The organism is Pseudaminobacter soli (ex Zhang et al. 2022) (assembly GCF_014595955.1).
Taxonomy (GTDB): domain Bacteria; phylum Pseudomonadota; class Alphaproteobacteria; order Rhizobiales; family Rhizobiaceae; genus Kumtagia; species Kumtagia pseudosoli.
The window spans coordinates 418,999-439,118 of the sequence record NZ_JABVCF010000003.1; the positions used below are offsets into that span (position 1 = coordinate 418,999).

The 20,120-nt window shown below is 61.1% G+C and carries 18 protein-coding genes; 12 read left to right on the forward strand and 6 right to left on the reverse strand.

All coding sequences use genetic code 11. The features are described from left to right. Positions 1-70 precede the first annotated feature (70 nt). The 4 genes from HUI96_RS07885 to HUI96_RS07900 all read left to right on the forward strand — a co-directional run bounded on the left by HUI96_RS07885 (position 71) and on the right by HUI96_RS07900 (position 7,273). The gene (locus HUI96_RS07885) at positions 71-3,565 is read left to right on the forward strand and encodes a NahK/ErcS family hybrid sensor histidine kinase/response regulator (protein WP_188254089.1); all 3,495 of its coding nucleotides are present in this window, start codon (positions 71-73) and stop codon (positions 3,563-3,565) included. A 236-nt stretch (positions 3,566-3,801) separates the two neighbouring features. Continuing rightward, complete coding sequence (locus HUI96_RS07890; RefSeq protein ID WP_188254090.1) at positions 3,802-5,151, forward strand: glycosyltransferase; 1,350 nt, start codon at positions 3,802-3,804, stop codon at positions 5,149-5,151. Between the two features lie 109 nt (positions 5,152-5,260). Beyond that, a complete protein-coding gene (locus HUI96_RS07895; RefSeq protein ID WP_188254091.1) occupies positions 5,261-5,644 on the forward strand; it encodes a hypothetical protein in 384 nt (127 codons plus the stop codon). Positions 5,645-5,722: 78 nt separating this feature from the next. Next, a complete protein-coding gene (locus HUI96_RS07900) occupies positions 5,723-7,273 on the forward strand; it encodes a DNA methyltransferase (protein WP_188254092.1) in 1,551 nt (516 codons plus the stop codon). On the opposite strand, the gene HUI96_RS07905 is transcribed toward HUI96_RS07900, so the two are convergent. Next, on the reverse strand, positions 7,270-8,229 hold the full coding sequence (locus HUI96_RS07905; RefSeq protein WP_188254093.1) for an IS1595 family transposase: 960 nt from the start codon (positions 8,227-8,229) through the stop codon (positions 7,270-7,272). The genes HUI96_RS07900 and HUI96_RS07905 overlap by 4 nt on opposite strands. Before the next feature lie 110 nt (positions 8,230-8,339). Between HUI96_RS07905 and HUI96_RS07910 the strand changes: the two genes are divergently transcribed. Then, positions 8,340-8,582 (forward strand): helix-turn-helix domain-containing protein, encoded by a 243-nt coding sequence (locus tag HUI96_RS07910; protein WP_188254094.1) that lies wholly within the window; start codon positions 8,340-8,342, stop codon positions 8,580-8,582. A 10-nt stretch (positions 8,583-8,592) separates the two neighbouring features. On the opposite strand, the gene HUI96_RS07915 is transcribed toward HUI96_RS07910, so the two are convergent. Both HUI96_RS07915 and HUI96_RS07920 read right to left on the reverse strand, forming a co-directional pair. Then, the gene (locus HUI96_RS07915) at positions 8,593-8,790 is read right to left on the reverse strand and encodes a hypothetical protein (RefSeq protein WP_188254095.1); all 198 of its coding nucleotides are present in this window, start codon (positions 8,788-8,790) and stop codon (positions 8,593-8,595) included. A 212-nt stretch (positions 8,791-9,002) separates the two neighbouring features. Further along, positions 9,003-9,596, reverse strand: a complete 594-nt coding sequence (locus HUI96_RS07920) for a hypothetical protein (protein ID WP_188254096.1) — start codon at positions 9,594-9,596, stop codon at positions 9,003-9,005. A gap of 149 nt (positions 9,597-9,745) precedes the next feature. On the opposite strand from HUI96_RS07920, the gene HUI96_RS07925 reads away from it, so the two are divergent. Continuing rightward, positions 9,746-10,360 carry a glycosyltransferase family 2 protein gene (locus HUI96_RS07925; protein ID WP_210320103.1) on the forward strand — a complete coding sequence of 205 codons (615 nt, stop codon included), beginning with the start codon at positions 9,746-9,748 and terminating at the stop codon, positions 10,358-10,360. A 66-nt stretch (positions 10,361-10,426) separates the two neighbouring features. Here HUI96_RS07925 and ppk2 read toward each other — a convergent pair whose 3' ends face one another. Beyond that, positions 10,427-11,317 carry a polyphosphate kinase 2 gene (gene ppk2, locus HUI96_RS07930; protein ID WP_188254097.1) on the reverse strand — a complete coding sequence of 297 codons (891 nt, stop codon included), beginning with the start codon at positions 11,315-11,317 and terminating at the stop codon, positions 10,427-10,429. 53 nt (positions 11,318-11,370) lie between these two features. Here ppk2 and HUI96_RS07935 point away from each other — a divergent pair, with 53 nt between their 5' ends. From HUI96_RS07935 to HUI96_RS07945, 3 genes are all read left to right on the forward strand, one after another. Then, positions 11,371-12,684 carry an ATP-binding protein gene (locus HUI96_RS07935; RefSeq protein WP_188254098.1) on the forward strand — a complete coding sequence of 438 codons (1,314 nt, stop codon included), beginning with the start codon at positions 11,371-11,373 and terminating at the stop codon, positions 12,682-12,684. An 82-nt stretch (positions 12,685-12,766) separates the two neighbouring features. After that, positions 12,767-13,489: a phosphate signaling complex protein PhoU gene (gene phoU / locus HUI96_RS07940; protein WP_188254183.1), complete on the forward strand. Its 723-nt coding sequence runs from the start codon at positions 12,767-12,769 to the stop codon at positions 13,487-13,489. A 155-nt stretch (positions 13,490-13,644) separates the two neighbouring features. After that, a complete protein-coding gene (locus HUI96_RS07945; RefSeq protein ID WP_188254099.1) occupies positions 13,645-15,372 on the forward strand; it encodes a sensor domain-containing diguanylate cyclase in 1,728 nt (575 codons plus the stop codon). A gap of 182 nt (positions 15,373-15,554) precedes the next feature. Here the strand turns inward: HUI96_RS07945 and HUI96_RS07950 are convergent, their stop codons facing one another. After that, positions 15,555-16,067 (reverse strand): GcrA family cell cycle regulator, encoded by a 513-nt coding sequence (locus HUI96_RS07950; protein WP_188254100.1) that lies wholly within the window; start codon positions 16,065-16,067, stop codon positions 15,555-15,557. Between the two features lie 334 nt (positions 16,068-16,401). Here HUI96_RS07950 and HUI96_RS07955 point away from each other — a divergent pair, with 334 nt between their 5' ends. From HUI96_RS07955 to HUI96_RS07965, 3 genes are all read left to right on the forward strand, one after another. Then, positions 16,402-17,595, forward strand: coding sequence for an aspartate aminotransferase family protein (locus tag HUI96_RS07955; protein WP_188254101.1), 1,194 nt, complete (start codon positions 16,402-16,404; stop codon positions 17,593-17,595). Between the two features lie 10 nt (positions 17,596-17,605). Then, entirely contained in the window at positions 17,606-18,523 is a 918-nt protein-coding gene (argF, locus tag HUI96_RS07960; RefSeq protein ID WP_188254102.1) for an ornithine carbamoyltransferase, read from the forward strand. Between the two features lie 103 nt (positions 18,524-18,626). Beyond that, the gene (locus HUI96_RS07965) at positions 18,627-19,610 is read left to right on the forward strand and encodes an Hsp33 family molecular chaperone (protein WP_188254103.1); all 984 of its coding nucleotides are present in this window, start codon (positions 18,627-18,629) and stop codon (positions 19,608-19,610) included. Between the two features lie 82 nt (positions 19,611-19,692). On the opposite strand, the gene apaG is transcribed toward HUI96_RS07965, so the two are convergent. After that, a complete protein-coding gene (gene apaG / locus HUI96_RS07970) occupies positions 19,693-20,085 on the reverse strand; it encodes a Co2+/Mg2+ efflux protein ApaG (RefSeq protein WP_188254104.1) in 393 nt (130 codons plus the stop codon). Positions 20,086-20,120: the final 35 nt, after the last annotated feature.

The following is a 20,120-nucleotide window of genomic DNA, read 5'->3' on the forward strand; positions in this document are numbered from 1 at the left end:
GGATTCGCCGAAGGCGCGATTGAATTTGTGCTCGCAATGGTGATCCTTTGAAGCGGGAGGGTCTTCTCGCGTGCAGGGCTGGTTCGTCGTCTTCCTGGCCGTCGCCTATGTGACGCTGCTGTTCGTGATCGCCAGCCTCGGCGACCGCTGGGCGTCGAGGATCCGTTCGAGCCGGGTGCGGCCCTACATCTATGCGCTCAGCCTTGCCATCTATTGCACGTCCTGGACGTTCTTCGGCTCGGTTGGTCTGGCGGCGGAACGCGGCTTCGAGTTCCTCGCCATCTATATCGGGCCGGTTGTGGTGTTCCTGTTCGGGTTTCCGCTGCTGCGGCGGATCGTCAAACTGGCGAAGGCCCAGAAAATCACTTCGATCGCGGACTTCCTCGGTGCGCGCTATGGCAAAAGCTTCCCGGTCGCCCTTATCGCCACGCTGATCGCCACGGTAGGCGCCCTCCCCTACATCGCGCTGCAACTCAAGGCGATCTCCGGCTCGGTCAGTCTGATGATCGAGTACTACACCGGCTCTCCGCCGTCCTTCGATCCGTTCCTCAGCGACATCTCGCTTGGCGTGACGCTGATGCTTGCTCTCTTCGCCGTGCTCTTCGGCACCCGGCACGCGGATGCGACCGAACATCAGGACGGGCTGGTCCTTGCCGTGGCGGTGGAATCCGTCGTGAAGCTTGCCGCCTTCCTGGCGATCGGGCTGCTGGTCGTCTTCATTCTCTTCGACGGGCCGGCCGACATGGCCGAGACGCTTGCCGCGAGCAACGTCGTCGAGCCGGCGATGCATCACAGCACCTCGCTCGGCACCTGGCTTGTGGTCACGGTGATCAGCGGCTTCGCCATCATCATGCTGCCGCGGCAGTTCTACGTGATGATCGTCGAGAATCGCAGCGAACCGGAACTGCGGCGTGCGAGTTGGGTGTTTCCGCTTTATCTGATCGCGATCAATCTCTTCGTCCTGCCGATAGCCCTGGCGGGTCTCCTGAAGATCGGCCCGGCCACGAGCAGCGATCTATACGTGCTGTCGCTGCCCCTGTTCGCAGGCTACGACACTCTGGCAATGGTCGCCTTCGTCGGCGGGCTTTCGGCGGCGACAGCGATGGTCATCGTGGAGAGCGTGGCGCTCGCCATCATGATCTCCAACGACCTTGTCATCCCGCTTTTTGTCCGGCGCCGGCTCAAGGCCGAAGCCGGCGATGGCGGCGACTGGTCGAGCCTCATCCTCAACGTTCGGCGCGCGGCTATCTTCGCGATACTGCTCGCCGCCTTCCTCTACTACCGCGAGAGCACCTCGAACACGCGTCTCGCCTCGATCGGCCTGATGTCCTTCGCGGCGATCGCGCAGTTTGCGCCTGCCTTCATCGGCGGACTGGTCTGGCGCCGCGCCAATGCGCGCGGGGCGGCGCTCGGCATGTGCGCGGGCATCGCCGTCTGGTTCTACACCCTGCTGCTTCCATCCCTTGCCTCTCCCGACCTGGCGCTCCTGACGGAAGGTCCATTCGGCGTCGAGGCTCTGCGGCCGCAAGCGCTGTTCGGCACCGTGGCTGAGCCGCTGAACCATGGAGTGCTCTGGAGCCTCTCCATCAATCTGCTGTTCTACGTGCTGGGTTCCCTCTCCCGCGCGGCGGTTCCGCTGGAACGTATCCAGGCGGCGATCTTCGCGCCTCGCGACGCCAGTCCGATGCCGAGTCTCCGCCGCTTCCGAACGGCTGTCACGGTCAACGACCTGAAGGACACGATTGGAAAGTATCTGGGCGTGGAGCGCACCGAACGTTCGTTCCAGACCTTCGAAGCCAAGGGCGGGCTTGAGCTCAGCGGCAACGATCAGGCGAGCATGGCTGTTGTCCGCTTCTCGGAGCAACTGCTGGCAAGCGCGGTCGGCTCGTCGTCGGCCCGGCTGATCCTCTCATTGCTCTTCCAACGCCAGGACAGGACATCACGCGATACCTTTCGCCTGCTGGACGACGCGACTGAAGCGCTCCAGCACAATCGCGACCTGCTCCAGATCGCGCTGGACCAGATGGAGCAGGGCATCACGGTCTTCGACCAGGACTTTCAGCTGACCTGCTGGAACCGGCAGTTCCGAGTGCTGCTAGATCTGCCTGAAGAAATGGGAAGGGTCGGGGTATCGCTTGACGAGATTCTTCGGCTGCTGGTGTCGCGCGGCGAGATCGCGACGGAGGCTCGGGTATCGCTGCTCAACCGCTTCACCAGTTTCGGCACCCCGTGGCAGCTCGAGCTGGCGAAAAGCGGCCGCATCCTCGAGCTCAGGTCGAACGCCATGCCCGACGGCGGCATCGTCGCCACCTACGCGGACATCACGGCGCGGGTGCAGGCCGACCTCGCGCTCAAGCGCGCGAACGAGTCGCTGGAACAGCGCGTGCGCAGCCGCACGGCCGAACTGCTGCAGGTCAACGAAGAACTGGCTCAGGCACAGATGCTCGCGGAAGAAGCAAATCTCGGCAAGACACGCTTCCTGGCCGCTGCCGGCCACGACATCCTTCAGCCGCTCAATGCGGCGCGTCTTTACTGCGCGTCGCTGCTGGAGCGCATGAGCGGCGGATCAGAGGCCGAGGCCGCCCGAAACATCGAATCTTCGCTGGAATCGGTCGAGGCAATCCTCGGCGCAGTACTGGACATCTCCCGCCTCGATGCCGGCGCGATGAAACCGGTAGAGACCGTGTTCAGGCTTGACGCCCTGCTGCGGCAGATCGCGACCGACTTCTTGCCTCTCGCGCACGCGAAAGATCTCGAACTCACGATCGTGCCGTCCTCGCTGAAGGTGGAAACCGACCGGAATCTGCTGCGCCGGCTGGTTCAGAACCTGGTCTCCAACGCAGTCAAATACACCCGCAAGGGCCGCGTCCTTGTCGGCGTGCGGCGCAGAGGCGATCTCGCGGAGATCCAGGTCTTCGACACCGGCATCGGGATCCCGTCTGACAAGCTCAGCAGCGTGTTCCAGGAGTTCACCCGTTTGGACGACGCCATGCGCGAAGCCCAGGGGCTTGGCCTTGGCCTGTCGATCGTCGATCGCATAGCGCGCGTGCTTCGGCTCGAGTTACGCATCCACTCCGTGCACGGCAAGGGAACGTGCTTTTCGGTCCTCATGCCAATCTGCGCGGCCGCCGAGACGCCGGTGTCGGTGGATGCCCGCCCGAAACTAGCCGCAGCGACCGCGCTGCATGGACTCTCGGTGCTATGCGTCGACAACGAGCCTCGGATCCTGGAGGGCATGAAGCTGCTGCTGGAAGGCTGGGGCTGCGAGGTCCGGACTGCGACCGGCAGGACCGAGATCTTCGCCGACGATCAGCGGTTGCCGGCGCCGGATGTCATTCTGGCGGATTTTCACCTAGACGGCGAAACCGGTCTGGACCTGATCAGGGATTTGCGCCTTCGATGGGAAGTGTCCGTTCCGGCCATTCTGGTCACAGCGGACCGCTCAAGCGAAGTCCGCGCAGCCGCGGGCGAGGCCGACATTCCCATCCTCAACAAGCCGCTCAAGCCGGCGGCACTGCGCACACTGATGTCGCGCATTCGCAGAATGGCCGAAGCTGCCGAATGAGAATATTCGGCCATCTCTGGTAGCATTCACAATAAAAATGTAGTAATTGGTTTTGGATCGCAGGCAACGTTGGGGGACAGTTGCCGTGGGTGCGTACGAGTTCTGCAGCGTAGCATCGTTCATCCGCACGGAGTCGTTGACGCGCCGTTGCCGACCGACCCTGTCCATTAACAGACCTGATCTATTCTCAAATCGAGACCACTCCTTCGACTTCGAAGCGAGCGGGCTGCTCTGACATGGACTTGAGCGGCTTCTCGATACTGGGGCGCAGCAAGCCGACGCATCAATCCAAGCCCCAGTGGGCCAATAGAAGCATCTCGGCGTTCGACTCGGGAGACGAGTTGGTACGCTTCTTCTTCTCTGAGTTCGAAGCTTGGCACCCTATTCTCAAGAGGCTCCGCCTCTCGCCAGATACGGTGATCCGGCTGGCAGCCAGGGTGAAGGATCACGGGACCGATTTCCAGAGCGAACTGCTCGCCTCCAACCTGGTCTCGGAAGAGGAACTGTTCCGGGCGATCGCCGAGGAGTTCCGCATAGCATTCATCGCCGAGCTTGACCCGGATCGGCTGGTCGTCAAGCCAGAGGACCGAGAGCTGCTTTTGCGCAGCCGCAGCAAGCACGTGCATGTCTGGATGCTGGGACGCGACGGCCGCACGCATCCTTTGATCGCTCCCGCAGGCATGAGCCTCGGCAGCTTGAAATCGATCCTGCAACGCAACGGCAGGCTTCTTCCTCTCCTTCGTCTCACAACCCCGCGAGTGCTGCGACAGGCCATATTGGCTCCATCATCCAAATCGCTGTCCGAGCACGCAAGAAATCGGCTGTATGAGCAGTTTCCAAGCTTATCAGCCAAGATCGTCGCGACGGCGCGTCAGGGCCTGATCCTCGGCCTGGTGATGGCCTCCATTCCTCTGGGTTTTGCTCTGGAGCCGTCGGCCACCCTCCTGGCCGTCCATATCTTTTCATCCCTGTTCTTCCTATCATGCGGCGCGCTTCGCTTCGCGGCAGCCGCAAGTTCTCCGGAGCCTACGCCGGCCAATCTCGAGCGGACGCCGGCCAACACCCTGCCTGTCTATTCGGTGCTGGTCGCGCTTCGCAACGAAGTGGACGTCATTCCCCAGTTGCTTGCAGCCCTGGAGCAGATCGTCTGGCCTCGCAGCAAGCTGGAGATCAAGCTGGTGTGCGAGGCCGACGACCACCTGACGCTTGACGCGATCGCAGAATTCGAACTGCCTCACCACTTCGAGGTGGTGAAGGTTCCGCCGGGCCTACCCCGCACCAAACCGAAGGCCCTCAACTTCGCGCTGCAACTCATCAAGGGTGATTTCGTCGTCCTGTATGACGCCGAAGACCGCCCGCACCCGCTGCAACTGCTGGAAGCCTGGCGGCGCTTCGAGGAAGGGGGCGAGGATCTCGCCTGCCTGCAGGCGCCGCTGGAGATCACGAATGGTGCTTCCGGCGTCATTCCCCGGATGTTCGCCTTCGAATACTCGGCGCTGTTCTCCGGGCTGCTCCCCTGGCTGTCGGGTCGGCGGATCATCATCCCGCTCGGAGGAACGTCCAACCATCTGAGCGGTATTATGTAGCAACCTCAAATGAAATGCGCTATGCCAACGATAAGCGTTGATATATGCTGTTGGCATGACCGATGGGTATGACCTCACCATAGCCGGACTGCTTCGCAAGCGAGGCGAGATGCTGGCCAACCTCGCGGATCTCCGGGAGCAATTGGCCGTCGTCTCGAATGACGTAGAGGCCATAGAGCGCATTCTGGAGACGCTCGGCTACGATGGCGATCTGCCGACCAAGACCACGCGAGCGCCGCGCATCGTCCTCTTCTACAGGGGAGAGCTTCGCCAGTTCCTGCGGCAGTCCTTGGAGGAACACGGCCCGTCAACGTCACGTCAGCTTGCGGAGCGATTGGTTCACATGGAGGGAAAAGACGCTCGCGACCGGCGCTTGATGAATGATGTGGTCAAGCGAATGGGCAAGGCGCTTCGACAAATGCGGGAAGTTGGAATAGTTACCCGATCGCCGGGCAAGATAAAAGGTGAGTTTACCTGGGCTGTCCAGAAGTAAACAACTCACTAACACGCTGATTCTTCTTCATTAACTATCACGTCGTATTATTGCGATCGCGCGGCGGAGGCCACGGGGATGAATAAGCTTTTCTTTGGCGATAATTTGGATGTGTTGCGGGAGCACATAAAGGACGAGAGCGTCGATCTCATCTATCTAGATCCCCCGTTCAATTCAAAGGCCAACTACGGCGTTATTTTCTCTGACAAATCAGGAGTAATGTCCGAGGCGCAGGCCGAGGCGTTCAAGGACACTTGGACATGGGGGGAAACGTCAGCCCATGCCTACCAGGACTTGATCGGGATGCGAAGTGAACTGTCTGTCCTCATGGAGGCCTTCCGAAAATGGCTCGGGACAGGTGGAACGCTCGCCTATCTATCAATGATGGCCGTTCGACTGGTCGAGCTGAAGCGGGTTTTGAAGGAAACCGGCAGCATCTATCTACACTGCGACCCCACCGCGAGCCACTATCTCAAGATAATTATGGACGCCATTTTTGGGCATCGGAATTTCCGAAATGAGGTCATCTGGGACTATTCGTTCAGGCTGATGGACCTTCCCCGATTTTTCAATCGTAAGCACGACGTCATACTCTTCTATGCTGCTAGTGATCGGTCGTTCTTCAATATGCCCAAAACAGAGTGGACGCGAGAAGACTTGATGCGCTCGCGAAAGCAGAAGATTCATGTCGATGATGAGGGCGTCGAGTGGATTTGGATGCCGGGAGGTAGAGGGAACTCAAAGAGTAGGCTGCGGCGTGTGGACGAAATAATCGCGGGCGGGAAGGCGGTATCGGATGTATGGCCGATCCCGATCATCTCCTCTTCGTCACGCGAGAGGGTGGGCTATCCAACACAGAAGCCCCTAGCGTTACTGGACCGGATTATCTCAGCTTCATCGAAAGAAGACGCAGTCGTCCTAGATCCTTTTTGTGGCTGCGGCACGACAATCGAAGCCTCTGAGCGCTTACGGCGAAACTGGCTTGGTATTGATATCACCCACTATGCCATCACCGTGATCCAGAATCGCCTGGAGAGACGCCGGCCGGACGCGAAGTTCTCAATCTATGGCCGTCCCACCGATTTAGCGGGCGCTATCGCACTGGCAGAACGCGATAAGTATCAGTTTCAATGGTGGGCAGCATGGAAGTTGGGCGCCCAAACCTACGAGTCAAAGAAGGGCGGCGACAAGGGGGTGGACGGCAACATCTATTTCGCGAATGGTCCGTATGGACTTGGTCGCATCATTATCTCTGTGAAGGGTGGGCATCATGTGAACCCATCCATGGTGCGAGATTTGGCTGGCACGGTTGAACGCGAGAATGCCGAGATGGGTGTTCTGGTCACCCTCAATGAGCCTACGCGGGGGATGATATCGGATGCCGCCAATTATGGTTTCGTTTCCAAGACGCCTCACGGTCGCCTGCCTCGCGTCCAGATCGTAACGGCGGCAGACCTGATAGACGGTCGTCTGCCGAATTTCCCGCCCATACCAATTTCTCAGAGTGCTGCGCGTCCCCGAAAGCGAGACAAAGACCAATTGGAATTGATGCTGCCCTTCGCCGGATCGCAGTCATTGCGGACAGGGACCGGCGATATGATAGACCCACGCTTTCTGTCGTTCGCCTAGTTGCTCCGCTGCCAGTATCCAGCCCAAACCCGGCTCACAGGATGATTGAGCGCCCCACCAAGGATCGCGAAGGCGTTTGCACCGTTTGAGTGGCGGCGATGATCCTCCAGCCAAGCGGCGTGGTTGGCATACTGGTAAAGGTACTGCGGCGAAACGTGATGGTGCTGACCGGAGACCATCCGGCGAAGGCGAGAAAAGAAGCTTTCGACGCCGTTGGTATGGACGCCGTCCAGATAGCTGTACGCCTCGCTGTGATTGATGCGGAAGGCTACTAAACTGTCATGAAGCGCATCCCAGTGGCTCGCCTCGTCGGCATAGAAGGTTGACCCCTTACGAGCCTTCGCTGCGATGGACAGACCGTCAGCTTCGCTGGTTACGACGTGGGTATAGGTACGCCCCTGACGCTCACGTAGCGCGACTACAACCCGGCGCTGGCCAGTCTGATGGACCGCCTTGCGGCGGTCGATGCGCTTCTCTTTGAAGTTGGCCGGTCGGATATGGCCACCAAAATATGCGCCGTCTATTTCGATCTCACCGCCCGGAGTAGCGTCGGCAAGTTCGGCAGCAAGGGCCTCACGCAGCTTGTGCGATAGTACGAAGGCCGTCTTGTACTGGCAGTCGATATCACGTGACAATTGGAGGGCGGAAAGGCCCTTGGCAGCATTCACGAAGATGCAGATGGCGGCCAGGAGGTCCACATAAGCCATCTTACGGGACGCGAATATCGTTCCAGACGTAACGCTAAACTGCTTGTTGCACGCGATGCAACGGAAGGTCGGACGGTCCTTGATGGGCTTGCTGTCCAGGCAGCCGCAAGCGGGGCAAACTGGCTGGCCGTGAGTATCAGCCCACCGCATCCGCTTGAACGTCTCGTATGCCGACTGTTCGCCGCCCCTGTATATGTCGCGGAGGCTAAGGGTTCGAGCTTCGGCGCTTAGGAGGAAATGTTGAGCCACTGTCAGACCTCAACGAAAATCGTTGATGTAAGTGATATTGGTGATTATCACTCATGTCAACTAAAATCGTTGGCCTTGACATAAAGCGGTTGAATCCTTAGAAATGTCGTATGTTGACACCGGAACAGAGTCGGGCGGCGCGCGGGTGGCTGGACTGGTCGCAAGACGAACTTGCCGGCCGAGCCAAGGTATCGCTTTCGACTATCCGAGACTTTGAGAAGGGACGGCGGACGCCAATCGCGAACAACCTGGACGCAATCGTGCGAGCCTTGGAGTCCGCTGGCGTCGAACTTTTGTTCTCGGATGAGGGCAAGGCAAAGGGTGTTGCCGTTTCCAGCAACACCCCCGCATAGGCGACTAGGCTTAGATGTCGTCCCCTGGAGGAGGCAGCGGGACGGCAGACACAAAGCGGCGACCGTGGATGATGTGGTTTACGGTGCCGACGTTGAGATTGAAGGCAATGGCAGCCCTCGTCTGCGACCAGCCGTTAACCACCACGGCCCAAAGGACGTGACAAGCTTTGAGATGGTCGCAAGGATGGTAGTCGAAGTTTGTGCGCATGATGGGGTTCCTATTTTGCGCGATTTGGGAGCCCCGGCCTTGAAAACAGGCCAAAAAGATGCGACTTTCAGAGTGCGTAGTATGCATCTGAGCCGTTCCTGACCGGGGCAGTTTGGATCATGCGAACCGGGCCAAGTGTTCCACCACCTGACCCGGCCCGATTAGACCGCTAATAACGGTCCATGGTTTTTAACCATGAAGTCCTCCGTGTTCTAGCGCTCGTGCTGCGCGGGGTTGGAATGGTTCTCAGGCGGGTACGAGCCGCCAGTCGAACCGGGTTTAGAGCCGTCCGTCGCGAAAGCGTCGGGCGGCTCATCTCTTATGCCCGCAATCGCCATCTGGTATCGCGCGCTCTTGTCGCGCGCCTCTGCGATGTGCGGCGATCCTTTCGGATACCATTTGCCGTCGTAGTTCACGACGGCGTCCTCTTGGGTGTTAAGCTGCCAAAGCGTGCCTCGCACCGAATTGTGCTTGAAGCCCGTCATCTCGATTATCTGACGGCGCGTAAGGCCACGCGGGTTATCCTGAATGAGCTTTAGCACCGCAGGCTTGACCGTCCCAGGTGCGGCTCTATCAACCTCTACTGACCCGTTATCGGTTGCCACCTCCGCGTTGCGAACGTCAGTACTTGATGGCGTAAAAGAGGCCGAGACGGGCTCATCCGAAGAAAGAACAGCGTTAAGTTTGGTGAGAAGCTCCGCCCTAGCGGACTCTTTCCCTGCCGCGAAACCAGCCTCATACGCGTCATCAAGAGCCAGCCGCATCATCGCAGCCATGTCGCTATTCAGCTGGTCGAGCTTGTCCATTGGAGCGCCCTCATGATTCTATCAAGGTATATAGCAGCGGGCGTCCATTTCGACAATCATAACGTGTGTGAATAACGCGAATATCTGTTGCTTACGTGCGTAATGCACCCGTTACGTAACGCTTTTGAGTTTGATACCTAATACCGCATCTGAGGACGTCGGTCCTTGAGGAAGTCGGGGGCTGGGACCCCTACAATGTCACGGAGGATGCCGACCTCGGCCTCCGCCTCACGAGATTCGGCTACAGGACTGCCACCATCACGCTGCCGACGTTCGAGGATGCACCCGAGACCCTGTCGGACTGGCTGCCGCAGAGGACCCGATGGCTGAAAGGTTGGATGCAGACCTGGCTCGTCCACATGCGCCATCCTGTCCAACTCGTGCGCGAGATCGGTCCACGTTCGTTCGTGATCGCACAGATCCTCTCCGCAGGATTCGTGGTATCGGCGATGCTGCATCCGATCCTGCTACTCGCCGGAATCTACCTCATGCTGGAGATGGCGTTCACAACCCCGGTCAGCGGCTGGAGCGTCGTGCTCCTTACGATCGACATGCTCAACCTCGTCTGCGGCTACACGTCTTTCCTGGCACTGGGCTGGCAGACCCTGCCGAAAGCGCAGCGGCGAGGTTTTTGGCGGATCGTGCTTTTCACGCCGCCATACTGGTTCCTGATGTCGGCGGCAGCCTGGCGCTCGCTGTTCCAGATCTATCGCCGTCCCCACCATTGGGAGAAGACGCGGCATTTCCGAACGAAGGTGCAGTAGGAGCCCCGAAGGGACCTCCCTGAGAATCCTTCTCTTCCCGCCTTGCCCTCTAAAACGCAGGTCTGCTCAGTTCCTCGGTAGGAACTCCGGTCCGTTGCCGATGATGCGTTTGTCAGGCTCTCCGATCGCTTTCTCCTCCTTTCCGCCATAGGGGATCGACTGCAGGACGCGGCGGATGACCTCGATGCGGGCACGGCGCTTGTCGTTGGAGCGCACGATGGTCCAAGGAGCAAATTCGGTGTGCGTCGCCTCGATCATCCGGTCGCGCGCCTCGCCGTACTCGGCCCACTTGGCCATGCCGGCGAGATCGATCGGCGAGAATTTCCAGTTGGTGAGCGTGCTGTGCCGCCGGTCATGGAAGCGCTTCAGCTGGGTTTCCTGCCCGATGTCCAGCCAGAACTTGAAGAGCCGCATTCCATCGCGCACGATCGTCAACTCGTATTGCGGCGTCTCTGCCAGAAAACGGGCATACTGCTCGGGCGTGCAGAAGCCCATGAGCGGCTCGACCCCTGCGCGGTTGTACCAGGATCGGTCGAACGTGACGAATTCCCCGTGCGAGGGGAAATGGGCCACATAGCGCTGATAGTACCACTGGCCGCGCTCCGTCTCGGTCGGTTTCGACAGCGCGACGTTGCGCGCCCGGCGCGGGTTCATGTATCGGCGCAGCGCATCGATCGTGCCCCCCTTGCCCGCGGCATCGCGGCCCTCGAAGACAGCGACGACACGTTCTCCCGTCGTCTCCATCCAGGCGAGCAGCTTGACCAACTCGACCTGCAGGCGCTCGAGAGTTTCCTGGTACTCGTCCTTGTCGAGTTTTTTGTCGTAGGGATATCCGCCGGATGTGAGTTTTCGCTTCTTCACCCAGCCGGGCAATTCAGGATTATCGATATCGAAGACACGCTTCACCCCTCCTACATCGAGCTCAATCGCCGACCCTGTCATCTGGCCTTTATCCATTTGGCGTTCCCTGTGCCGACGATGTCCAAAGTGAATACATGGTAAGACGCGGCATGGCGGCCCATCAACAGCAACACGACGTCCAAAAACCTGCCCAGGCGCGCATCTCGGTGACCTCCTCCGACAGCGAGGGGAAGGAGGGGCTCAGACGGCAGTTCAGCAGCCTCCTGAAGGAACGCGGGTGGCTGCTCGCTGCAGCGTTCGCTGCCATGCTCGTGCTGCACCTGGCCGGCGGGGGTTCACTGCTGGTCCTCGTGGCCGCAATCCTGGTGTTCTTGGCAGTGGCGATGGTCGTGCCGGTACGCAAAGCGGAACTCGGTGTCGCCGCCCGGGCAGCGCCTGGATCAAACTCCGGGTTCACCGCCGAGAGCCTCGCCGCAGCCGTGGCCGACCCGCTGATCGTGTTCGATCAGCGCGGCGTCGTCGTGCTGGCAAATCCCGCGGCCCTTGGCGCCTTCGGCGACGTTGACCCCGGTATCTCGCTGCCGCTCAAATTCCGGACGCCGGAGATGCAGCAGTTGATCGGGCGCGCGCTGGAAACAGGAGAGCGGGCCGTCTCGGCGGAGTACTCCGAGCGCGTCCCGATCGAACGGAATTACCTCGTAAGCTGCACCGCCATCGGCGGTACAAGCCTCTTCGTCATGGTCTTCAAGGATCAAAGCGAGTCCCGCCGGATCGATCGCATGCGGGCCGATTTCATTGCCAATGCCAGCCACGAACTGCGTACCCCACTGGCATCCATCGCCGGTTTCATCGAGACCCTTCGCGGCCCGGCGAAGGACGACGCGGGGGCGCGGGAGCAGTTCCTGCAAATCATGCAGAACCAGACGTCACGGATGGCGCGGCTGATCAACGATCTTCTTTCGTTGTCGCGCCTCGAGATGAGGGCGCTGAGGATGGGCGGGGCGAAAGTCGATCTCCGCGCCGTGATCGACAGTGTCGTCGATTCCCTGCAGCCGCTCGCCTCCGACAGCGGCGTCGATATCGAGAACAGGATCGGCGAGGCCCGGATGGAGGTCGCCGGCGACCGCGACGAGCTTTATCAGGTCTTCGAGAACCTTATTGAGAATGCCTGCAAATATGGTCGTTCGGGCGGCAAGGTGGTGATCTCTGCCGCCAGCAAGAAAATCGGGCCTGCCGAAGAGATTTCTGTGGAAGTGCGAGATTTCGGGCCGGGCATTGCCGAAGAGCACATCCCACGCGTCACCGAGCGCTTCTACCGGATCGACGGCAATGGCTCCCTGAAGGGCACCGGTCTCGGCCTGGCGATCGTCAAGCACATAGTGACACGCCACCGTGGGCGTCTCGTGATCTCGTCGAGCCTGGGGGAAGGCTCGGCATTCACGGTCCATCTGCCTGCAGAGTGAGTGGGATTCTTCAATCTGTTACATCGATGCTCTATCCTAAAGCTATCGCTTCGCCTTGGGAGCCGTCGAGAAAATGACCGCAGTGCTGTCGCACCACATCGTCAGCGCCTATGATGATGAGCTGAAGAGCTTGACGCTGCGGATCGCCGCCATGGGCGGTCACGCCGAGAGGATGGTGGACCTGGCGCTCTCCGCGCTCATTCATGCGGACCTCGCGCTGGCGCGCAAGGTGATCGCCGATGATGCCATCCTCGACGAGGCGCAGCGGGAGATCGACACGCAAACGATCTCGATGATCACCCGGCGGCAGCCCCTTGCCGACGACCTGCGCGAGATCGTCGGCGCCATCCGTATCTCGGCCGACCTCGAGCGCGTCGGCGATCTCGGCAAGAACATCGCCAAGCGGGCCTTCGTCGTCGGCCATTCGCTCGACCGCATGAGCGCGATCCGCGGCCTGGAGGCCCTTGTCGATCTCGCACTGACGCAGTTGAAGGACGTGCTGGACGTATATGCCTCGCGTTCGGTCGAGCGCCTGGTGGCGGTACGTGATCGGGACGAGCAGATCGACGCGATCTACACCTCGCTTTTCCGGGAACTGCTGACCTACATGATGGAGGACCCGCGCAACATCACGCCCTGCACGCATCTGCTGTTCTGCGCGAAGAACATCGAGCGGATCGGCGATCATGCGACGAACATCGCCGAGACGATCTACTACATCGTGACAGGCGAGCAGCTTCCGCTCAACCGGCCGAAGGAAGACAGGAGCCACGTCGTCACGGTGGAGCCGCACTCGCCTGCGTGAATTCGGCTCCGGCCTTTTTCGACTAGGCGGTGTGAACGGATTGCCGCAGGTATTGCGTTCGGGATTTCTGACTTGAGCTTTGTCTGATTCATGGAGTGCCGACTGATTCGGAGGTCGGTAACCGCACCTCAATGGTTGGCGTGTAGCGCCAACCAATGTTCTGGAATGACCTCCGAAAAGCGCTCGTGCCGACGGTGCTGAGCTTCGTATTGCTTGCATCTCTGCACGCTGCACCCCTTGGCGCGGCTGAATCCATGGACATTCGCAGCGCCTGCTGGACGTCGAGCAGTTTGTCGGACGACTTGGTCACTGTCGTCCAATCGCCCGGGCGCTGGATCTGCGGAGATCGGATCTATTCGCTCGAAGGCGAGCGGACGTTGCTGCGTTTTGAAATCGGTCCAAACGATGTCCTTCCCCAATATCTCTTTTCTAGGCGAAGTGCGCTCGCGGCCGTGCATCTGCTGGCGATCGACCGAGACGGCGCAATGCGCCATACCTCCTTGGCGGCGGGTGAACTTCCTAGCGCTCTCTCTGGCGGGTATTTCAAGGCCTCTCTGCCGGGTGTGACCCGCGACACGCTGCAGGTCGTTGTCGCGTTCGATTTGCCGAGCCACCAGATGACACTGGAGAGAGCCTATCTGTCACCGTCCGACATCGCTCTGGGCCCCGACCTTCTGCGGTCCCTGCTTCTCTTGGCTGTCCTTGCCGGAATGCTGTCCATGCCGCTCATTTTCAACGCGGCCTTCTACCGGATACTGCGCGAGCCATTCGTGCTTTGGCATTCCACGCTCACCATCTCCTTGCTGCTGACGATCCTGGTCTCTTCGGGCCTTGCAGTCATTCTGTTCGATCCGCCAGCAATGACGTTGAGCTGGATGACGACAGTGATCTTCGGCCTTACGGTCGCTTCCGGGGCGATGTTCACTCACAGCTTCATCGAACCCGGCCGCATGCATCCGCTCCTGCGGCGTGCGCTGCTCTGTTGCGCCGCATGGGCGATGTTTCTCAGCACGTCTCACGCGGCATTTCCGTTCGTGGGGCGCTCAGTTCAGTCGACCGTGTACACGGCGGCTTTTGCTCCGGTGGTCGTCATTTTCATATTGTCACTTGCTGACGCACTGCGGCGCGGAAGTCGGGCCGCCAAGTTCCAGGCGGTCGGCTATATACCTATGATTTTGGTAGGATTGGTGCGCCTGGTCACGGGTGTGGTTCCCTGGCTGCAGACCAATGATGCCATGCTACTGTTCTATGTGGGTTGCGTATGCGAAGTCTTGTTCACCACACTCGGCGTGGCAGACCGCTTCATGACGATCAAGCGCCAGCGAGACAGCGCACGCTTCGAAGCTGACGCGCTTGAGCGCCTGTCCGAACGCGACGCACTGACGGGATTGCTCAACCGGCGGGCAATCGAGCAGAATTTCAAGAAGTTCCGCGCCGACGGCTACCGCACACTTGCCGTGCTCGACCTGGACCACTTCAAGGCAATCAATGATGTTCACGGCCACGTGGTCGGCGACGCCGTGCTGAAAGCCGTGGCCGAAGCGCTCCAGGCGGACCCTCAGGTTCATGCGTTCCGCCTCGGCGGAGAGGAATTCTTGCTGCTTGTGCGCGGAGAAGATGCCCAGGCCCGGGCGGAGCGTCGGCGCCAGGCGATCCCCGCCATCGTCGCCAATGCCGTTCCAGGCCTTGGACGCCCCGTAACTGCCAGCATGGGCATGACGAATGCGTCGCCAAATGCCGATGCGGAGTTCGCAGAGCTCTACGAACAAGCCGACAGGCTACTTTACAACGCCAAACTTGCTGGCCGCAATCGAACCAAAATAGCATTGGTGCGAGGATCGAAGACTGATGCGGATCCAGTCTTTGATACTATGGCTAGGTGAGATGCAGTTGAGGTCGACGATACAAAAGCCGCCACCTTCGGTCAGGTAAGGTTTACCCGATCGCCCATGGCTCCACAGCGTGCGAAGCCAAAATCCTTTGAATTCAGATTGCCGCCCGGCTTACGGCCGGTGAGCGCAATGCTTTCGGGACGACCCTCGACCCCGGACGGAGCACCTCCGGGTCAGCGGACCCGGCGGCGCTCGGAAGCCGGCTGGAAGGCCAGCCGAGCATGATACCGGCAATAGGGTCCGGTCTCCCCGCTCTCATTGCCGCAGAAGTGGAAATCGTCGGCAAGAGGGTCGCCGATGGGCCACTTGCAGGTACGCTCGCTGAGCTCGATCAACTGCAGCTGACGCGAGATCGGCACCACGATATTCTCGGTCGAAGCCTCCAGGTGCCGCGCCGGTGCAGCCTCGAATTGCGCCTGGAGGGCGGTGGCGCCGACCGAAGCCGTAACTGGGCGCGGAGCCGGAGCGGGACGCTGCGGCGGCTTGGCCGTTGTCGCCTGTGCAGGCTTCTTCGGCCGTGCCGGCGAGGGCGCAGTGCGTCCACGCCCCGACAGTTTCAGCCTATGGACCTTGCCGATCACCGCATTGCGGCTGACGCCGCCCAGCTGGGCGGCAATCTGGCTGGCGCTCAACCCCTCGGACCAGAGTTTCCGAAGTGTCTCGACACGCTCGTCTGTCCAGATCATGATTTTCTCCCGTCGCCGCGTTGGGGAATCCGAATCCGTTCACGCCCCGGCCCTGCCGGGTCCAACACCACTAATGCCTGTGTGGATGTGTCCGCCGCACGAAATGTAGTCGTCTCGTGCCTCTTCAGTACCGTATCGGCTGACTCGGTGACAAGAGTCCGGCCGAGTCCACGAATCGGAAATTTCAGTTTTCCCCAACTTGCCGTGTTCCAGCGAGTGAGCCTCGCGCAGGACGCCCATAGGGTACGTTTTCGTTGACTTCGCGGCGGAAAGACTCAATATGCCGGCAAGGCCGCCTTCGAGGCGGCTTTTTGATTTGACTTGGACGCACCCTATGAGCGGATCCGCGCTTTTCGAGACTTTCGCCCGGGCACCATTGTCGTTCGAACGCGGCGAAGGCTGCTGGCTGATCGACGAGAAAGGCGAGCGATACCTCGATTTCGCGGGCGGCATCGCCGTGAACTCGCTCGGCCACAGCAATCCTGCCCTGGTGCAGGCGCTGACGGATCAGGCGCAGAAGCTCTGGCACGTCTCCAACCTCTATGAGATCCCCGGCCAGACACGCCTTGCGGAGCGGCTCGTGGCCAACAGCTTCGCCGACAGGGTGTTCTTCACCAATTCCGGCGCCGAGGCTTTGGAATGCGCAATCAAGACGGCGCGGCGCTACCACTACGTCGCGGGCCGCCCCGAGCGCTTCCGGACGATCACTTTCGAGGGCGCCTTCCACGGCCGGACGCTGGCGACGATCGCGGCCGGCGGGCAGGCGAAATATCTCGAAGGCTTCGGCCCGAAGGTCGACGGCTTCGACCAGGTGCCTTTCGGTGACATCGAGGCAGTCGATAGGGCGATCGGCCCGGAAACCGCCGCCATCCTGATCGAACCTGTCCAAGGCGAAGGTGGCATTCGCGAAGTGCCTGCCCAGGCGATGAGGCGGCTGCGCGAACTGTGCGATCAGCACGGGCTGCTTCTCATCTACGACGAAGTGCAGTGCGGCATCGGGCGCACCGGGAAGCTGTTTGCCTATGAGCGGTCCGGCGTCGCCCCCGACCTGATGGCGATCGCCAAGGGTATCGGCGGCGGTTTTCCGATGGGCGCTTGCCTGGCTACGGAAGAGGCCGCCTCGGGCATGACGCCCGGCGTTCATGGCACCACTTTCGGCGGCAATCCGCTGGCGATGGCTGTCGGCAACGCCGTCCTCGACGTCGTGCTGGCGGACGGGTTCCTCGAAGCGGTTTCCAGGAAATCGCTGCTGCTGAAGCAGGGACTGGCTTCGATCGCCGACGAGTTCCCAGACGTCGTCGAGGAAGTCCGCGGCGTCGGCTTGCTGCTCGGGGTGAAATGCCGCGTGCCGAACACCCGCATGATGGCGACGCTTCGGGACGAGAAGATGCTGTCGGTCACGGCAGGCGACAATGTCGTGCGGCTCCTGCCGCCGCTGATCGTCAGCGACGACGAGATCCGCGATGCGCTCGGCCGTATTCGCGCGGCGGCGGACCAGCTGTCGGCCCCGGCTGCGGCCGCGCAGTAGGAATCCGTATATGCAAGACGGCATCCGGCACTTCACCGATCTTTCGGCGCTCTCCTCGGCAGACCTGCGGGGGCTGCTCACGGACGCGGCCGCACGCAAGACCGATCTCAAGGCGGGCCGGCGCTCTCGCCCCCTGGAGGGGAAGGTGCTTGCGATGGTCTTCGAGAAGCCGTCGACGCGCACCCGCGTGTCTTTCGACGTCGGCATGCGTCAGCTCGGCGGCGAGACGATCATGCTGACCGGGACGGAGATGCAGCTTGGCCGCAGCGAGACGATCGCCGACACCGCCAAGGTGCTTTCCCGCTATGTCGATGCGATCATGATCCGTACGACCTCGCACGCCAAGCTCATCGAGCTCACCGAGAACGCCACGGTGCCGGTGATCAACGGCCTCACCGACGACACACATCCGTGCCAGATCATGGCGGATATCCTCACTTACGAGGAGCATCGCGGGCCCGTCTCCGGCAAGACCTTCGCCTGGGTCGGCGACGGCAACAATGTGCTGCATTCGCTGCTCGAGGCTTCAGCGCGGTTCAGCTTCAACGTAAATATTGGCGTTCCCGACGGTAGCGAGCCACAGCAGAAATTTGTCGACTGGGCCCGCGCCAATGGCGGCAACGTCCGGCTCGTGCAGTCTGCCGAGGAGGCGGTCGAGGGCGCCGACTGCGTGGTGACCGACACCTGGGTGTCCATGGGCCAGGAGCACCGTGCCCGCGGCCACAATGTCTTCCTGCCCTACCAGGTCAATGAACGGCTGATGCAATTGGCGAAGCCGGACGCGGTGTTCATGCATTGCCTTCCGGCGCATCGCGGCGAGGAGGTGACCGACGAGGTCATCGACGGATCTCACTCGGTGGTGTTCGACGAGGCCGAGAACAGGCTGCACGCCCAGAAGGCGATCCTGGCCTGGTGCCTGGGCGCTTGAAGCGAGGGGCAGGCGGGCCTATCTGTCCGCTTATCACCTCAACAGACTGACGAAATGTCAGCCAGCGGCCCTCGCCAGATCCGCTGGAAGCAAGGAATTTTCTATGACCAAGACTTCACTGAAGCTTGGAGACATCGGCTTTGCCGGCGATGACGACGTGGTGCCTTTCGAGGTCGCCGCGCTCGACGTGCGCGGCCGCGCAGTGCAACTCGGCCCGATGCTCGACCAGATCCTTACCCGGCACGACTATCCCGAGCCGGTGGCTCGACTGGTGGCGGAGGCCTGCCTAGTCACGGTCCTGCTCGGCACTTCGCTGAAGTTCGAAGGCAAGTTCATCCTGCAGACCAAGACGGACGGCCCGGTCGACATGGTCGTCGCCGACTTCTCGACGCCGAAGTCGCTGCGCGCCTATGCCCGCTTTGATCCGGAGCGCCTGGCCGAAGCTGGCACGGGCGAGGACGCCCCCGGCAAGCTGCTCGGCAAGGGTGTGCTGGCGCTCACCGTCGACCAGGGCGAGCACATGCAGCGCTACCAGGGCATAGTCCCGCTGGACGGCACGAACCTGCAGGAGGCGGCGAAGACCTACTTCCGTCAGTCCGAGCAGATCCCGACCGACGTAAAGCTTTCGGTCGGCAAGCTGGTGCGGCCCGGCGAGGGCGGCGAGACATGGCGCGCCGGCGGACTTCTGGCGCAGTTCCTGCCTCAATCGTCCGAGCGCATGCGCATGCCGGACCTACCTGGCGGTGACGGCGACGAACTCGCCATGCCGCAGGAGGTCGCGGACGCCGCCTGGCAGGAGTTGCTGGCGCTGGTCGCAACCGTAGAGCACGAGGAACTCCTCGATCCGGAAGTCGGCGCGGAGCGCCTGCTCTACCGGCTCTTCAACGAGCATGGCGTGCGGGTCTTCGATGCAACGAGCGTGGAGGACCGCTGCTCCTGTTCGGAACAGCGCATCCACGGCATTCTCGAAAGCTTCACGGCCGAGGAGATCCAGGAGTCGACCGAGGACGGGCGGATCACCGTGTGCTGTGAATTCTGCTCGAAGTCGTACGAGTTCGAGCCGGCGGAGTTTTCCGCCGGCTCCTGAAGCAGCGAGTTCGAGTGCGGCTTGCTATCTCCGGGTGCGACGGTGGCCCGCAGTAGCAGGACGTTCCTGACTGTCATGCGGCTCAGTTGAAAGTCCGCTTCTCAGCAGGCAGATCAAGCGAGAAGGCAGGGATGTCGATGTCGAACATCTGGCCCCTGCCGGAGAGCATCGTATAGTTCCCGACCATAATGCCCGAGGGTGTCGTCAGCGGGCAGCCTGACGTGTATTGATAGCTGTCGCCAGGACCAAGCTCGGGCTGCTCGCCGACCACGCCGGGGCCCCTCACCTCCTCGACCCGCCCTGCCCCGTCGGTGATGCGCCAATAGCGCGACAGGAGCTTGACCGCATCGTCGGAGTGATTGGCGATAGTGACCCGGTATCCCCAGACATAGCGGTTCTCGTCCGGCTCCGACCGCTCGGCGATGTAGAACGGTTCGACGCTCACCTCGATCTGGCGCGTGACTGCGACGTACATGGCGGAACCCTGAATACTACGGCGCATCAAGACCT

Coding starts and splice junctions, on each gene's coding strand:
- HUI96_RS07955 (WP_188254101.1), top strand. CDS start 16,402: ATGAGCGGATCCGCGCTTTTCGAGACTTTCGCCCGGGCACCATTGTCG.
- HUI96_RS07895 (WP_188254091.1), top strand. CDS start 5,261: ATGCTGGCCAACCTCGCGGATCTCCGGGAGCAATTGGCCGTCGTCTCG.
- apaG (WP_188254104.1), bottom strand. CDS start 20,085: ATGTACGTCGCAGTCACGCGCCAGATCGAGGTGAGCGTCGAACCGTTC.
- HUI96_RS07945 (WP_188254099.1), top strand. CDS start 13,645: ATGTTCTGGAATGACCTCCGAAAAGCGCTCGTGCCGACGGTGCTGAGC.
- HUI96_RS07920 (WP_188254096.1), bottom strand. CDS start 9,596: ATGGACAAGCTCGACCAGCTGAATAGCGACATGGCTGCGATGATGCGG.
- HUI96_RS07910 (WP_188254094.1), top strand. CDS start 8,340: ATGTTGACACCGGAACAGAGTCGGGCGGCGCGCGGGTGGCTGGACTGG.
- argF (WP_188254102.1), top strand. CDS start 17,606: ATGCAAGACGGCATCCGGCACTTCACCGATCTTTCGGCGCTCTCCTCG.
- ppk2 (WP_188254097.1), bottom strand. CDS start 11,317: ATGGATAAAGGCCAGATGACAGGGTCGGCGATTGAGCTCGATGTAGGA.
- HUI96_RS07900 (WP_188254092.1), top strand. CDS start 5,723: ATGAATAAGCTTTTCTTTGGCGATAATTTGGATGTGTTGCGGGAGCAC.
- HUI96_RS07935 (WP_188254098.1), top strand. CDS start 11,371: ATGGCGGCCCATCAACAGCAACACGACGTCCAAAAACCTGCCCAGGCG.
- HUI96_RS07950 (WP_188254100.1), bottom strand. CDS start 16,067: ATGATCTGGACAGACGAGCGTGTCGAGACACTTCGGAAACTCTGGTCC.
- HUI96_RS07965 (WP_188254103.1), top strand. CDS start 18,627: ATGACCAAGACTTCACTGAAGCTTGGAGACATCGGCTTTGCCGGCGAT.
- HUI96_RS07890 (WP_188254090.1), top strand. CDS start 3,802: ATGGACTTGAGCGGCTTCTCGATACTGGGGCGCAGCAAGCCGACGCAT.
- HUI96_RS07915 (WP_188254095.1), bottom strand. CDS start 8,790: ATGCGCACAAACTTCGACTACCATCCTTGCGACCATCTCAAAGCTTGT.